Annotated in this window: 13 protein-coding genes; 2 read left to right on the top strand and 11 right to left on the bottom strand. The window is 58.1% G+C overall.

Annotated features, from left to right (window positions below):
• Window positions 1-30: 30 nt before the first annotated feature.
• From OPIT5_24145 to OPIT5_24130, 4 genes are all read right to left on the bottom strand, one after another.
• Window positions 31-1134, bottom strand: coding sequence for an N-acetylneuraminic acid synthase (locus OPIT5_24145; GenBank protein AHF92820.1), 1104 nt, complete (start codon window positions 1132-1134; stop codon window positions 31-33).
• A 101-nt stretch (window positions 1135-1235) separates the two neighbouring features.
• Complete coding sequence (locus OPIT5_24140; protein ID AHF94728.1) at window positions 1236-1904, bottom strand: hypothetical protein; 669 nt, start codon at window positions 1902-1904, stop codon at window positions 1236-1238.
• Window positions 1897-3735: an acetolactate synthase gene (locus OPIT5_24135; GenBank protein AHF92819.1), complete on the bottom strand. Its 1839-nt coding sequence runs from the start codon at window positions 3733-3735 to the stop codon at window positions 1897-1899. Before OPIT5_24135 ends, OPIT5_24140 begins: the two co-directional genes overlap by 8 nt.
• 45 nt (window positions 3736-3780) lie before the next feature.
• Window positions 3781-4119 (bottom strand): hypothetical protein, encoded by a 339-nt coding sequence (locus OPIT5_24130; protein AHF94727.1) that lies wholly within the window; start codon window positions 4117-4119, stop codon window positions 3781-3783.
• Window positions 4120-4176: 57 nt separating this feature from the next.
• On the opposite strand from OPIT5_24130, the gene OPIT5_24125 reads away from it, so the two are divergent.
• Window positions 4177-4941: a hypothetical protein gene (locus OPIT5_24125; GenBank protein AHF94726.1), complete on the top strand. Its 765-nt coding sequence runs from the start codon at window positions 4177-4179 to the stop codon at window positions 4939-4941.
• A gap of 61 nt (window positions 4942-5002) precedes the next feature.
• Here OPIT5_24125 and OPIT5_24120 read toward each other — a convergent pair whose 3' ends face one another.
• Window positions 5003-6223, bottom strand: a complete 1221-nt coding sequence (locus OPIT5_24120; GenBank protein AHF92818.1) for a type 11 methyltransferase — start codon at window positions 6221-6223, stop codon at window positions 5003-5005.
• A 178-nt stretch (window positions 6224-6401) separates the two neighbouring features.
• Here OPIT5_24120 and OPIT5_24115 point away from each other — a divergent pair, with 178 nt between their 5' ends.
• Window positions 6402-7130, top strand: coding sequence for a hypothetical protein (locus OPIT5_24115; GenBank protein ID AHF94725.1), 729 nt, complete (start codon window positions 6402-6404; stop codon window positions 7128-7130).
• A gap of 118 nt (window positions 7131-7248) precedes the next feature.
• Here the strand turns inward: OPIT5_24115 and OPIT5_24110 are convergent, their stop codons facing one another.
• The 6 genes from OPIT5_24110 to OPIT5_24085 form a co-directional block, all read right to left on the bottom strand.
• On the bottom strand, window positions 7249-8355 hold the full coding sequence (locus OPIT5_24110) for an epimerase (protein AHF92817.1): 1107 nt from the start codon (window positions 8353-8355) through the stop codon (window positions 7249-7251).
• On the bottom strand, window positions 8352-9965 hold the full coding sequence (locus OPIT5_24105; protein AHF92816.1) for a lipopolysaccharide biosynthesis protein: 1614 nt from the start codon (window positions 9963-9965) through the stop codon (window positions 8352-8354). The genes OPIT5_24110 and OPIT5_24105 overlap by 4 nt, the downstream gene beginning before the upstream one ends.
• Entirely contained in the window at window positions 9962-11206 is a 1245-nt protein-coding gene (locus OPIT5_24100) for a CDP-glucose 4,6-dehydratase (GenBank protein AHF92815.1), read from the bottom strand. The genes OPIT5_24105 and OPIT5_24100 overlap by 4 nt, the downstream gene beginning before the upstream one ends.
• A gap of 65 nt (window positions 11207-11271) precedes the next feature.
• A complete protein-coding gene (locus OPIT5_24095; protein AHF94724.1) occupies window positions 11272-13584 on the bottom strand; it encodes a hypothetical protein in 2313 nt (770 codons plus the stop codon).
• Window positions 13585-13621: 37 nt separating this feature from the next.
• Entirely contained in the window at window positions 13622-14392 is a 771-nt protein-coding gene (locus OPIT5_24090) for a glucose-1-phosphate cytidylyltransferase (protein AHF92814.1), read from the bottom strand.
• An 86-nt stretch (window positions 14393-14478) separates the two neighbouring features.
• Complete coding sequence (locus OPIT5_24085; protein AHF92813.1) at window positions 14479-15549, bottom strand: membrane protein; 1071 nt, start codon at window positions 15547-15549, stop codon at window positions 14479-14481.
• Window positions 15550-15557: the final 8 nt, after the last annotated feature.

The raw sequence follows: 15557 nt of genomic DNA, 5'->3' as shown, positions 1-15557 counted from the left end.
GTCGTCAGTTGCCGGACCGGCGCAGCACCATCAGATACCGCGATTATAGATGAGCTCCCGCAGGCTCCGGTTGCTCGCATAGGGTGAGTCGATATCGTCGATCCGTACAGGACTATCCTTGGCAATCGGAGATTTAAGGGATTCGCCATTCAGGATTTCGCGGCAGGAGAGCTGCCCCTTCTGCAAGGGGATTGCCAGGTAAAAATCATCATTCATGTGATCCTTGTGGAGTTTGTGGCCGGCCGGGAGGTCGCGCTTCGCGTAAACACCGCGGACAAGAGCATCGAGGTATTGGGCCTCGCGACGGGAAACCTGACGCTTCTCCGTACCGCTGCCTCCGCACATTTCCTTGGCTTTGCGGAAGGCACGAAACCAGGTGTCGATCTGGTGCGGAAGCGAACAGTAGGGGGAAACCGGGACACTGGCGTCGTCGATGTCGATGTGGCGCTCGAAGGTGCGCGCTCCCTTCGCGTAGGCGATGAGGATCGATGCGTCCCAACCGGTGCATTCGTGGGTCGAGAAGCCGATCATCGCCTGTGGATAGCGGTTGCGATAAAAATCGATCTGGTTGAGGTGCAGATCGGCATCGTCGGAAGGATAAAGCGAAACGCAGTGGTTGATTGCAAAAGGGATTCCGCGATTGGAGAAGAACTTGACCAGGTCGTCCACGTCCTTGAGCGAGGAGCCGCCGGTGGAAAAGGAAACGGGCTTGCGGAGGCGGGCGATGCGCTCGATGAGAAACCAGTCGTTGATATCGGAGCTGGCGATTTTGACGAAGTCGAGGTTGAGCTCTTCGCAGAGGTCTACCGACGCTTCATCAAAGGGAGTAGCCGAGGTAAGACAGCCGGCGTCACGAATGGCAGTGACGAGGGTCCGATAGTGGGAGCGGTCGAGGCGGGTTTTGAGGGTTTTGTCGATGTAACGGACATCGGTGCGGTTGCGAAAATCCTTGTGAATGAAATTATCGACGTCGCGGAACTGGAGTTTGATGGAAGCGTGGGCGTTATTGAAACGCACGACCTGACTGAAGGCGGAAATGATTTTGAGACCGCGTTCAAGTTTGCCCCAATGGTTGTTGGCCATTTCAAGAACAAAGAGTTCATCAAAAATGTTATCCCGAATGATGGGGCGCATGGGCCCTGCGGCTGATGATCGCATGAATGGAGAAGAAATTAATGCTGGTTTTAGAACGGGTTAACCGCGGGAAGCGCAAACAGACATACAAGCCAATCGCCTCAATCGAGACAGTTCAAGAGTTCGATGAGCGCATTGATCCGGAAATGAACCGGGTACCCGCAGGAGAGATGGGGCTGGCCATAACCGCAGGTGACGGCACAGAAGCGAAAACCACAGGCAGCGGCTGCCTCGGCATCGTCGACGGCATCGCCAACAACAAGAGCAGCGGGAGGAGTCAGGCGATCACGGGCAGCAAGGGCAGCGGCGGTCTTGGTAGGAAAAGGAGGCGTGGAGCTGTCCGGCGTGATGATCCCGGAAAGGTAGGGCGCAAGGGCCAGGTCGTCGAGGATGGCCCGGGCCGGGATGAAGGGTTTGTTGGTGAGAACGTACAACGTGTGCCCGCGGGCGCGAAGGGCCGCGAGCGTGGCGACAGCGCCCGGTTGGGCAAACGTTTGGCGCCAGCCTTCGGTATTATAGTGCTGGCGAAAGGTGCGTTCAAGGATGTCGAGTGTGGCGACATCCAGGCCCGGGAGAGCAGTGGCGAAGATTTTGCGTACAGGTGGTCCGATGAGCCGACGCAGATCGGGAATAGCGGTAGCACGCTCGGGCAGGATTGCTCCAATAGCGGTCAGCGCAGAGTGCTCGATACCGGGAAAGGAATCAACCAGAGTACCGTCGAGATCGAAAAATATGTGCATGGCTTTTGGCGGGTTCAAACCGTCAGTCATCGAGCACGGGGATAAGCATGTTCTCCTTCAGCTCTTCACGATCGAGAAAAGGGGCCATATCTTCAAGAGGGGAGGTCACCATGCGTCCGTCAGGGAGGCGGCGGGAGCTGAGTTTGGGTTCGAAGGTTTGAGTGGGGTCGAGGTCCACGGCAATGAGCTGCGGTCCATCGGCGGCCAAGACGGTGGTGATGTGCGCAGCCGCAGAGGCGGACGTGGCGGTGTCGAGCCTGGCAGCGGGGATGCTGTAGGCCCGGGCAAGGGCCACGAAATCGGGGAAACCCACACCACTGTCAGGCCCTTCCCCGACAAGGCGATTGAAGAAATTTTGCTGAGTGGCGCGGATGGATTGGTAGCCGCCGTTGCAGAGGACGAAGATTTTTATCGGGAGACGGTTGTGGACGATGGTGGCGAGTTCCTGGAGGTTCATCATGATACTGCCATCGCCAGCAAGACAGATGGTTTGTCGATCGGGCGCGGCAACGGCGGCACCAATGGCAGAGGGAAGATCGTAGCCCATGGAAGCACTGCCGGAGTTGCTGAAAAGGCGCTGGCCATCCTTGAGATCACCGGCCTGGAAGGGAGTGATGCAAGCGGTGGCATCACCGCAGGCAAAAATGGCGTCAGCACGAGCCGCGGCAAAGAGGAGTTCGATGAAGTGGTATTGGTTAATGCTGCCGGGGGAAGACTGGCGGTGGCGTGGGAGGACGTTGGGGAAACGACGGACGCGTTCGCGGCACCAGGCGAGCCATTCGATATGCGCGGGCAACGGTGTGTGCACGGCGGACAGTTCTTCGAGAAGGAGGTCGAGGAAGGCGCGGGCGTCGGCATGGATAGGCTGCGCGGCGCGGAAGGTGGGCTTGGAAAGTTCGGCAGCGTCGATATCCACTTGGATGGTATGTGCAGCGCGGGCGAAGCTTTGCCAGTTGTAGCTGATCTGGCGGATGCAAAGGCGACTGCCGACGATCAGCAACAGGTCGGCGTTCTGGACGGTAAAATTACCGGCGCGGGTGCCAATGGTGCCCTGTCGCCCGCAAAAAAGCGGATGGTCGCCCGGGATAAGGTCATGAGTCCAGGCCGTGGTAACAGGGATGTTGAGACGTTCGGCGAGTTGACGGAATTGCGGGACAGCGCCAGCGAGACGGACGCCGGTGCCGCCGAGAAGGACAGGACGACGAGCCTCAAGGAGGCGGCGAGCAACATCGCGTGCGTGATCGCGCAGGACAGTGGAGTCACAGGTCTGTGCGGTAGCAACGACAGCGGAATCCCCGGCAGGGTCGTAGGAAAGGAGCGCTTCAGGATTGATGAGCGCAGCCTGGACGTCGATCGGTATGTCGAGCCAGCAGGGACCGGGGCGTCCGTGGGTGGCGAGATGGAGGGCGCGTTCGAGGTGATAACGGATCGATTCGGGTTCGGTGACAACGTGTGCGTATTTGGTGATGCCGCTGACCATCGCCACGACATCGGCTTCCTGGTCACCCAGTTGGCGAAGGCGTCCGGTGAGATTGTGCGTGCGCAGGAGGGTTTCTCGTTTCATCTGGCCGGAGAGAACGAGAACGGGGATCGAATCCGTCCACGCGCCAAAGACGCCGTTGATGGCGTTGATGCCGCCGGGGCCGCTGGTCACGCAGGCGACACCGACTTTGTTGGTGATGCGGGCGTGAGCCTCGGCCGCCATGGCGGAAGCCTGTTCGTGATGGTTGCAGATGTAGCGGAGGCGCGGTTCGCGTCCGAGTGCGTCATCAAGATGCATGGCTCCGCCACCCGTAACAACAAAGACATCGCGTACGTTGTGATCCGCGAGTGTGCGGAATATGTAGTCGGCAACGCGGATGACGGGTGGAACATTCATAAGAATCGACCGGGATGGGTATAAGGTTCAGGCGAGCTCGGGCAGGGCATATAAAACGAGATCGAATCCGCTGTAACGGTGGAGGCGAAGATAAAACCGGTAGCCAACCTGCCACGAGTCGAGGAGCAGAGGAATACACCAGAGATCATCAGGCTTGTGGTAAACGCAAATGGCCAGTCCGGGACGGTGGCAACTGATGGTGCTGCGTGCACCATGAAGCGCTGCCACCTCGGCACCTTCGATGTCCATTTTGATGAGTGTGGGGCGAAACCCTGGCAGCGCATCGTCAATGGAGACACACTGGACAAGAGTCTCCCCGGACTGGCTGATGTCGCTACCGCCGCCTTTGCCGGAATTGAAACGCAACTGAACCGTACGTTCCCATACCCCACATGGAAACGCGATGCATTCCCGAGGCGATAAATGCTCGTTGCCGCTCTCAGCGGTAGTCGCTACCATACGAAGCGTCTCCGCGAGTCTGGCAAAGTTAGCCAAGTCGGGCTCGAAAGTCGCCACGGCTTCCAATTGCAGGCGATGTCGTCGCAGGTGAATCTGGCGCAGCGTGTCGCCGTCAAACCCGCCGCAGTCGATAAGGCGCAGCGGTGTTTTCCAGGGTGGCACATCGGCAGGGAAATACTGGTTTCCCGTACCCGTCGGCTGAAGCCCCTGCTGGCAACCGGTGACACGGAACCGGAGAATTTCCTGATAAAGTTCACGGCTGGTTTCATCTGCCCAGAGAGAGGATACCTTGGTGATTTCTGCTTCGTTTTCCTGGCACACCTTGCGATTCGTCAGCCAGAAATGGTTTCCGAGTTCATCCGGCCAAACGGCATGGATTTCCGTGTAGTCGATGATTCGAGTCCAGCCCCAGCCAGCAAGACGGGTGCGCAAGGCAGAGATATCCACAAAGCAGTTGAAGATTCCGAGAATCAGGGGAATATCCGCACGCTCGGAATGCGTGATTTCTGGCGTATCCGGATGGAGCACCACGTGATCACCAACAGATTGTCCCGCCGCCTTTGCATCGATCACCCGGGCAACGCGAACATCTTTGGCAGCCAGTTGGGTCATGAGGCCACTCGCTATCGTTCCGGCACCGTAGACAGCCACTGTCCTCCCGGGAGCAATTGCAGCAAGCGTTGCGGGATGGGGGGCAGATGGATGGAGCGAAAAAAACCGGGAAGTTGAGCGTGGAGTTGTCATGGCGGGAAAGGGCTGCCGACTGCCGAAGATGACGGATTAGCCGGGGTCAGCCGGATGCCAGCATGACGAGCTGATTAGGCAGGTGGAGTTCGTTCACGATCCGGCCTCGTATCGCCTCATGATGCAGCAGCGAGCCGATGATGATCGGATATGGGGGCAAGGTTTTCAGTTTTTCGGGAGACACAATTTCCACCCCCTGAAGGCGCTTCCCGTGGTTAACCGGATTACCATCGACAAAGGCCGCGATTGCGGCGCCCGCGAGACATGTTTCCGCCAGCAGCTTCAAGGTCAGCTGGCCAGTGCCCCAGACAATCACCGGTCCCGTTAAAGAGGGGGCAAGGCGTTCATCAATGGCAACGAGCTGCTCACGGGATTTTTTGATGTAGTCCTCCAGATGGGCGAGAAAGCCTTCGTCTCGTCTCCATAGTCTGCCCTCCACTTCTGGTCTCGTGCGGGAGACGTCCTCCTTTTGGAAGAAGCCGGACACGACCGGATAAGGGATGCCTGGGGCGGCTTCCAGAAACCTGGTTGAGACGGTGAGACACTTGAAGCCGGCAGCAGAGAAAAGATTCCCGAGCGTAGCCGATGAAAAGTGGTTTATGTGCTCCGTGTTGAAATCCTGGAAAGGCGCAGCCAGACAATCGACATAGCGGTCCGCATCGGGTACCTCTGCGTACACAATGCCGCCGGGCGCAAGGATCCCGGCCACGGAACGCAAAGCGGGCAGTGGATACAGGACATGTTCAAGAACATGAGAGATGATAACCCCATCGGCGGAAGAGCCAATCTCGGGAAGCGCCCCCAGCCAGCCCTGTTTTGCATGAATGCCAAAAAGCTCGCCGATGTTTCTTACGCAGTCGGGCGATGGATCAATACCGCAAAGATTGGTATAACCGCGTGCTTTCAGCGCTCCCAGCAAGCCACCATTGGCGCAGCCGATATCAACAATACACGCCTTTTTGTCGGGAATCTCTCCGGCGATATCGGCAGCGGTGGCGTCGAGGCGTTCCTGGTCCTTCGGGTTTCCACCTCCACCCGTAGACGTTTGCTGGTCGGCGTATTTGGAACAAGTCGCGTAATAGCGTCCATAATCAGACGCGGTTCCCGTCGTATCAGCAAAGACAAAGCCACAGCTGGCGCAGACAACGATGTCAAACCGGGAAGGGAGCGGGTGCTCAGCAGGCAAAGCGAAACGCTGGTGATGAAGCAACTCGGCGTTCCGGGATGCGCAAACCGGGCAATAACGGTGGGTTCGCATAAAAGGCATACAAGGATTGATCGGAGAAACCAAATTAATTTCGACGGCCTCTTTTTATGGAGACAGAATCAAGATCGCATGCTGCCTTGCAGGGGAGGGAGCAAATCATTGGGGTCGAGCGCAATGAAAATCCGGGATCGAACAGATTACCCATTTCAAATCGTTTCACATCGAACGCCGTTCCTGGATGTTTTTCCAGGATATCGGCCACCAGCGGCGAATAAACGTAATCCATTCCGCCCGCACACGTCAGTACGCGACCATCAGGGAGGAGATTAAAATAATTTTTCCCTGCCGAACATATTTTAGGTTCATAATCGTCATATTTCGACTGATTTTCATTCAGCCTGTCATGCGGGAGAAATGGATGAAGGCGCTTTTTTTGCTCGGCAGTATAAGTGAATCCGGGATCAATGAAAGGATCGACATGAAGCGCAATATGCTCATCGTCAAATCGTTCATGCAGCACCTCGATAACATCAATATTTTCAGGCGTTGCCACAATATTGACGCATATATGATAATCAGCTTTCAGTTCCTTGATACGGGCGAGGAAATTTTCTTCCGAAACGAATTCCCGGTGAAAACTTACATTCAAGTGCGGCTTCTTCTTTATTCTCCTGTACAATTCTGCCTTTTGCGTAAGGTTCGTAACAATTCCGAGAATCTGGTGCTTTTCGGGCAAACCGTTAATAAAATCAACGAGTCCATTATACAGAAAAGGCTCTCCACCCGATATATATATCAGGGCTGGCGGGAGTTTCTCAAATGCAGAGATCCATTCATCCGCAGTCCGTTCCACGTTTCGTGGGATAACTTTCCCATAATTGAATCGCGTGATTATTGGACAATAAGAGCAACGATAGTTACACTGAAATGTTGCCCAAAATACAATATGCAAGCGGTTTGGAAATAATTTTCTGTAGTGGGGCTTCAAAAATGTTTTCAGTCCATTGGGAAGGTACTGCTGAATTCTGGCGATATTAATCATGATAATTCAGGATGGGCAAGGAGAGGCAGGCGAGTCTGATCAATTACTGTTTTGCGTCGCCATGTGTTTGGCTCAACCAATGTATAGTGCGCAGCAACGACTTGTCGAGCGAATGCATCTCTGTCAACCCAAGTTCTAACCTAATCCGGTTAACGTCAGGAATATAACGAGATGCCGAAGCTCCAGGGACAGGCTGGTTCGCAATGGCAACACTGCATGCCTTTCCCGCTATCCGGCTAACGTCCCGGGCGATTTCCTTGATGGAATGTTGTTCGGCTGATCCCACATTATAGGCGCGATTGGATTCGCCGCGAAACAGGATCGTCCAGAGCCAGATAGCCAGGTCTGCAGCATAGAGATAGCTACGGTAAGGAGTGCCGTCACCATTGACGCGAATAATACTGCCGGTGAGGGCGTCGCGGATGAAGTTGCCAATAGCAAAGTGGGCGTCGAGCGGGAGGTGAGGACCAACAAAAGCAAAGCAGCGGGCAATTTTTATTTCGTAACCGTAGAGTGCCCCATCGATCACGCACATATGTTCGGCCGTGCGCTTGCCAATGCCATAGGCCGAGCTGGGATCAAGTGGATCGGGTGCGCCGACATAGGTCTCTGGGATGTGGGTCATTCCGGGTGGCTGGCGTCCGTAGACAGCACCGGAGCTGGTGAGGAGGAGCTTGCGCGTGCCGATGATTGGCTGCGCTGCGAAATCCAGCACGCGACGGGTGCCGGCGATGATTGTATCGAGCATCTCGCGCGGAGCCTCGGCATTGAGTTTCGCGCTGGCAGACGTGGCTGCGTGGATGATGTAGCGGAAGGGGGCGTTTGCCCGCAGGGGCATGAAATCGAAAGTGCGCACATCCCCTTCGACAAACGTGAGGTCGGCGCGTCGGGCGAGACGTGGGGATTTTTGTGCAAAGGCCATGGCGTTGCGTGTGAGAATGGTGGCCCGCATGCCAAGGCCCAAGGTGTCGTTGGTGTGGGCGAACGTTTCGAGGAGCCACATACCGAAAAACCCCGTGCCGCCTGTGATGAAAAACGACTGGCCGCGCGCCTCCGGCCAGAGATCGCAGGTATGTGCGAGGACGTGGTCGAGGTCCTCACGGAAAAGTGGCGGCGTTGGGAATCGGGCAGGCAAGGAGAGGTTGGTCACCCGTAGTCGGGTGTTTTTGTGCTTTTGTGCTTTTTCACGAAAGCGTGAATGGTCTCGATTTCATAGTCGATCATTGCCGGGGTGAGGCCGGGGTAGGTTCCCAGAAAGAGGGCGCGGTGCATGATCTCGTCCGCTCCCGGAAGTGTGCCACTGCCATTACCCGCGATACGGAAGGCGCCAGGCCGATCCTTGCGAAGCTGCACGAAGGCGGGCTGGCGAACCAGATTGCCGCCGAAGAGCATGCGGTTGCCGATCTTGCCTTCATCGAGATGGCGGGCGAGATCGCTGCGTGTGAAGGGCGCATCCGGACGAACCCGTAACATGAAACCAAACCAGGAACATTCGACACGGCAGCCGGTATCATCCCAGGCGAACTGATCACCGGATGTGCAATCTTCGGCTTTCCGCTTTCCGCCAGATACAGCCCATCCCGTCGCATGAGTGGGACAGCTGTATTCAAAAAACTCAGACAAATCGTCGAGACCGGCGCGGAGGCGCTGCCAGTTACGGGAGCGAGCGTCGATGAAGGCAGGGAGCTTTTTGAGCTGCTGGCGTCCGATAGCAGCCTGGGGGTCGAGGGGCTTCAGATTGTAGCCGAGATGGGCGTAAATGTATTTGTGGTCGTAACCGCGGGGAAGTTCGCCGAGTTGCCAGTCGAAACGTTTTTTGCAGGTGTTGTCGTGGCCAGAAGGGCACCAGCAGTCCCGGCCCCAATCACGGAAGCTCTCGATGCAGGTTTTGAGCGAGGCGCGTGTAGCGATGTTGACGGCTCCGCCCTCTCCCATCGTGAGGTGATGTGGCGGATAAAAGGATTGTGTGGAGAGGTCGCCCCAGGTGCCGGTATAGCGCGTGATGTGCGTGAGCGTTTTGCCATCGGCAGCAAATGATGGGGGGAGGCCGGGGGAATTTTCCGTAAAACCAAGTGTGCGAGCGCGGGCAGCCGGCATGGTGTAGGTGCTGCCGAGCGAGTCGCAGTTGTCCTCGATCAACCAGAGGTCGTGGGCGCGGCAAAACTCCAGGACGGCGCCAATGTCGAAGGGATTCCCGAGTGTGTGTGCCATCATGACCGCTCTGGTTTTGCCGGGAGCATGGGCGGCGGCGAGGCAGGCGGGAAGATCGGGGCCGGCGTTACCGGTGACGGGATCATTGTCGATGAAAACGGGGATGGCTCCGAGTTGCACGATAGGAGCGACGGTCGTCGGAAAGCCGGCGGCGACAGTGATGACTTCGTCGCCGGTGCGAAGGCGTTTGTGTGCAGGGAGCTTGTGCGAAGTGAGGGCGGCGAGGGCGAGCAGGTTGGCAGAGGAACCGGAGTTAACGAGAAGCGTATGACGGACGCCGAGGAAGGCGGCGAATTCACGTTCAAAGGCCGCGCCTTCCCCGCCGAGCGTGAGCCAGAAATCGAGCGTGCTGCCAACAGCGGCCTCTACTTCGTCCTCCGTAAAGACGCGGGCCGCGTAGGGCACGGCGGTATGGCCGGGCGTGAAGGGCGGAGGATGACCGGAATTGTCGATTACAGTGTCGCCGGGCCGGTTGGCCTGGTGGACAGCACGGGAGTACTCGCGGGTAAGACGCAGGATTTCTGCCTTGAGTTCGGCTGGAGTCTTCATCGGATGCCATCCGGGTTTGCCCAAAGGAGCCGTTGGCGGGCGGCATCTTTACAATAATCGCGGATCTGCATGCGCGTGAACTTGTCGAGTTCGGCAGTCCCCTTGGTCGCAGTCATAACAGCGATATAGCGATGATACCACTCCCCCGTGTGACGGACCGCAGTCGAAAAGTTCCACACAGGGCGCCAGTCGAGCAGGTGGCGAGCCTTGTCGATGGCAAGCCGGAGATGCGTGGCCTCAAGAGGTTCGTTGTTACCCGAAAACTCTTTCCAGAGACCAACGTTGTCGGCTTCGACTGTGGCGTTGGCTTCGGGCCAACTTTTAAGGAATTCTTCGACGAGTTCTCGTACGGTGTGATTCGAGGCCGAATCGGGGCCAAAGTTGAATCCGCTCTCCAGTGGAGACGCGGTCGGAATCCGCGAATGACCGGGAGGGCATGCATCGATATTTCGTGCATCCAGCCGTTCGAGCAGTCGTGCTCCAAGCGTAAGGTAACCGCCAAGCGGTTCCAGCACATGCTGCCAAGGGCGGGTGGCGTGCGGATTGCGAACGGTCACCGGCTCGCCGTGTGCGAGGCTGCGGACGCAATCGGGGATGATGCGGTCTAGCGCCCAGTCACCGCCGCCGATTACGTTACCCGACCGTGCAGAGGCGAGCAGCAGACGCGGTTCGCGGGGTGACGCAGAACCGGCGCGCTCGGCGAAAAACGAATGGCGATACGCATCCACCACGAGTTCCGCACAGGCCTTGCTGGAGCTGTAGGGATCATGCCCCCCCAGAGGATCGCCTTCGCGGCAGGGGTGCGCAGTGTTATGATTTTCGTAGCATTTATCCGACGACACCACGACGACAGCGCAGGAACGTCCGGTATTTCGCAGCGCGTCGAGCAGGCTGGCGGTGCCCATGACGTTAGTCGCAAACGTCTCGAAGGGCTGCCGGTAGGAGGAACGGACGAGCGATTGCGCGGCGAGATGAAACACCAGGTCGGGTTGCCACTTTTTCAGAAGTTGCACGATTTGTTCGCGGTCGCAGATATCACCACGCACGTCAGCAACTCCCAGACGCGGGAACGATGAGGGAAACTGCACGTCAAACAGCGCCGGTTCCGACACCGGTTCCTTCGCCGAGAAACCGATCACATCGGCACCCATGCACAGCAACCATTCGGCCAGCCATGTGCCCTTGAAACCGGTGTGACCGGTGACGAGTACACGGCGACCGAGAAAGCGGCCACCGAACAGGCCTTCGCCAGCGAGATTGACCATGGAATTGTCAGCCGTCATTCGTACGAAAATTTCGTCGCAGATTACAATTGTTCACAATTGAGGAATGCCAATCCGATTTCGATTCCGTCGGGATCGCGCAAAACAACCATGAGCGGTTCGCCTGTGAATCGTCCCGGATCATCTTCGAGCACCATTTCGATCAGCATCGCTCCCTGGGCAGAGAGCGGCAACTTCACCTCCTGCGCCGGTCCAAGCGGATCTCCTTCAAGCCCCATCGGTGTCACGGTAATGCGACCCACCTCCGCACCAAGCGATCGTAACGGAGCCCTGCTCTGATCGATGCGGACGATGTCGACACTCGCCAAGCGCCGGTCCGCATACATCGGGATCATCATGCGCAGAATCAGAGGATGCGCTTCCCCTGCCAGGCTTCGCTTGTCACCGGGCATGGCATGCCCGAGCTGGGCGACAAGCAACGGGGTGACAATTCGACCCTTGCGCACGCGCAGGCTATAGCGCCCCATCGTTATCACCGGCACGTAGTTATCTTTAAGATACAAATAAAGCGGATCATCATGCCTGATCGCTTGCGAGCGGTAGCCGCTTTCAAGCACGTTATCCTCCACGATCAGCATGGATCGCGGATGCTCCTTCAGAGCTTTTAACGTCTGTGTCTTCAGCGGGTGGTCATTATCAGTGTACCACAATACCCCGCTGTTCCACGTGGCTCCGGGCACACCCGACCAAAGATTGTAACTCATCAATTGCGGCAGCGAATAAAGTATATCCGCATGGGCCGCCACATTCGTCGCGAAGACCCGGTAACGCAGCGTGTCTTCGTCGGAGAGTCTCAGGTTTTCCGCACCCGGCAAGTTGAGCGGATGGCGGTCGTCGAGATACTGGGTACCTGTCATTTCGAAACGCCCGGCCATCCAGAAAAGTCCGGCGACCAAGGTCAGGAACGCCCCTCCCCTGACTGTCCGGGAAAATATCCCCGCCAGGATTCCACGAGTACGAAGCCAGAGCACCGATTCGGACACTCCGGCCAACACTACCGGAATCATCAGAAACGACGAAAGCGCCATCTGCGAACTACCTGCCACGGCAAACGAATGCAGCCACTGCCCCAAGGCAAACCAGCATAGCCACGCGCCTGCCACTGCCCGTCCCCCCGCCTCCACTCCCAGAGGCCACACAAAAATCCACACCCATGTCACCGCAAACGGCATCAATGCGGCCGGCAGTTCTCCGGCCGGAATCAGCACCGCTGCCCCCATCAACGCCATTGCTGTCATCAGGCGTAATGCGACGACGACCACATCCGCCGCCTGCCGACGCCCGGCCCGATTCAACAAGGCACCAAAAACCAGCAATCCGCCCGAACAAACTCCCGAAACCACCAGCTGTGGCGGCCAGGAAAACGGCAGGCTCATGATACTGGAAAATTTCCGGGCCTCGAACACCAGGCAGTCCATCATGCCGGACAGAGGCGTCCCTTTTGCCATCACTATCGCCGTAGTCGAGACGATCACCGTAGCAGCCGCAACCGCCGCCCACATCAACACTCTCGATGGTCCGGTCAGCACAGCGGTACACGCCAATTCCGTCCTCTCCCCGGCGGTTCCCGCTATCGCATTCCCTTCCGCCAACCTTGGCGCCCACGTCAGCGGCAGCGCCGCAAGCACAAACGCTGCTCCATACATGGCGACCCAAGGCCGCTCAATAGCCACCCCCATAAGTCCCCATATCAAACCAGCCACCAGCACAGATAGCAACCACGGCGCCACCCGCCGCACCCGTGTATCCGCATGGTACTGCCACCAGACCGCCCCCATCGAGAACACGGCAAAAATACCGATATTGATCTTGACCAGGAGCAGCATCGCCGCCCCGGCCCCGCATACGACAGCCCATGTCACTCCCCTGCCCTGCTCCAGCGCTTCCCATCCCGCCCACGCCATGCACGCCATGATCAGCGCCATCAGGCTCACCATGTGAATTGGCTCCGTAATCACCGATTGCAGAAGAAGCGGGGTCACCACCATCGCGACGAGTCCCCACCAGCGCCCCCGCGTCATCCGCCATGCCAGACCGGCTGTGCAGCCGCTCGCCCCGAGCCACAAAATCCAGGTGACCCAGCGTCCGGCCGTATTGGTCAATGGCACGCCCAGAATATTCAACGCGTAATAAAACAGTGAATACACCGGTCCGTAGAAACTGAAGATATCGCCATATAGCCCTCCGTGTTCCACGAAATTGCGCAACGGATACAGCAGGCACCCTTCGTCATCGTAAGGTCGAAAGGTCGAAAACATCAGCATCCAGCCACCGGCAGTGACAATCAGGGCCAGCAATCCGGCGAGCAGGAAAAACAAACTTCTGGAGATCTTCATGCGGATGATAATCGAAAAACCTGTGCGGCCGGAAATCTTACCAGATCTTCCACGGAGCCTTCCCCGACGCCCAAAGCGCCTCAAGGTGATTCTTGTCGCGTACGGTGTCCATCGGTTGCCAGAAACCGTGATGCTTGCGGGCGATCAGTTGTCGCTCCGCCGCCAGCGACTCGACCGGCTCCCGCTCCCATAGCATGTCGTCTCCGGCGATCCGGTCGATGACGGCAGTGTTGAGCACAAAAAACCCGCCATTTATCCACGAGCCGTCGCCTTGGGGCTTTTCCTGAAACTCGCTGACATAACCGTCTTCATCCATGGACAGCGCACCAAACCGCCCCGGTGGTTGCACGGCCGTCATGGTGGCGAGCCGACCATGGCGCTTGTGAAATGCCACCAACGCCCGCACATCCACATCTGCGACACCATCACCATACGTCATACAAAAATCTCCGGCACCAAGGTACTCGCGCACCCGGCGCAGTCGGCCGCCGGTCTGTGTCGCCTCTCCCGTGTCCACCACGGTGACCCGCCACGGCTCGGCATGCCGCGCGAGTACCTCCATGCGATTGTTCGCCATGTCAAACGTGATGTCCGACATGTGCAGGAAGTAATTGGCGAAATACTCTTTAATGACATAACCCTTGTAGCCCGCGCAGACGACAAAGTCGTTGATCCCGTGCGCCGAGTAGAGCTTCAGGATATGCCACAGGATCGGACGCCCGCCAATCTCGACCATAGGCTTGGGCTTCAGATGAGTTTCCTCGCTGATGCGCGTGCCAAGCCCGCCGGCAAGAATGACGGCCTTCATCGATGAAGCAGCGGATGTCGGGGGCAGCGGATCGAAGATTTTCAAGAGAAAGAAAAAGACAGAGAGGAAAGCGCAGCCGGGCGAGGTCAAAAATCGCCTGGCCCGCTCCCGGTGCATCCCGCCCCGGCTTCGCGATTTCGCCGGTGCAACAAAAACCATATCCCTCCCGGAGTCGCACACAGCAGATCGCAGGCGACCATTACCAGCGACAACGCGACCGCACACTCTCTCGGCCCGATGGCGCCGCCGTCCGCGCTAACCTGTAACCACGCAAACGCGCCTGCCATCAGCACCTCCCGCAAGCCATGCCCGTTGATCGTCACCGGCAGCAGCATCGCCAGCATCAGCACCGGCATAAGCGCCGCCACATCGGAAAATGTCAGGCCGATGCCCAGTGCCCGCGCCAGCAGGAACACCAGACCGAAGTTGAACACATGCACCATCATGGCCAGCCCCAGCGCGGTCCATGTAACGGCACCTCCCCGGAAATAACGCAAGGCCTGCTTCAGAACACCGGTTACTCGCACCAGCAGCCGAAGGATCCAGGTCCGGACCGACGCCGCCCCTGCTGCCGCTGCTCCGCCCGCGATCACTGCCAGAAGGACAATGACAACGATCGCGCAAATTATCCATCCGGGAACAGCCAGGCCATCGTCATCCGCCAGTCGTGCCCAAGGCAACGGCACTGCAGCCATTGATACGCCGGCCAACCCGATCAGCGCCAGCAAGGCGAAAAGGCGGTCCGAGACCACCGCCGCCACCGCTTCCGCACACGAGCGCGGGAAAAGCCTGCACAACTCGCAGATTTTGTATATATCCCCGCCCGTGGACCCCGGCAGGTACGAGTTGAAAAACTGTCCGCCCCACGTCACGCGCAACACCTCCCGAAACCGCAACGGCAAGCCGTCTTCCGCCTCATGTTCACCCGCCACCCGCAACAATCGCTGCAACCGCAAGGCTAACCCCGCGACGGCAAGTGGTGCCAGGAACAACACCCCGGCCAGCAACCGGCCATCCGCCCCGAGCAGCAATCGTCCCAGATTCCGCCACTCCATCCCCGCCAGCAAAACCACCAGAAGTCCTCCCGTCACAGCCATCCGCAGCGCAAGACCGCGCTTCGCGCGCCCTTTCCTCTCGTCGACTCCGTTTTTTGCCATTGATAGGT

Source organism: Opitutaceae bacterium TAV5 (assembly GCA_000242935.3).
In the GTDB taxonomy this organism is placed as follows: domain Bacteria; phylum Verrucomicrobiota; class Verrucomicrobiia; order Opitutales; family Opitutaceae; genus Geminisphaera.
The sequence above is the reverse complement of the archived record's forward strand: the minus strand, read 5'-3'. Positions and strand labels throughout refer to the sequence as shown.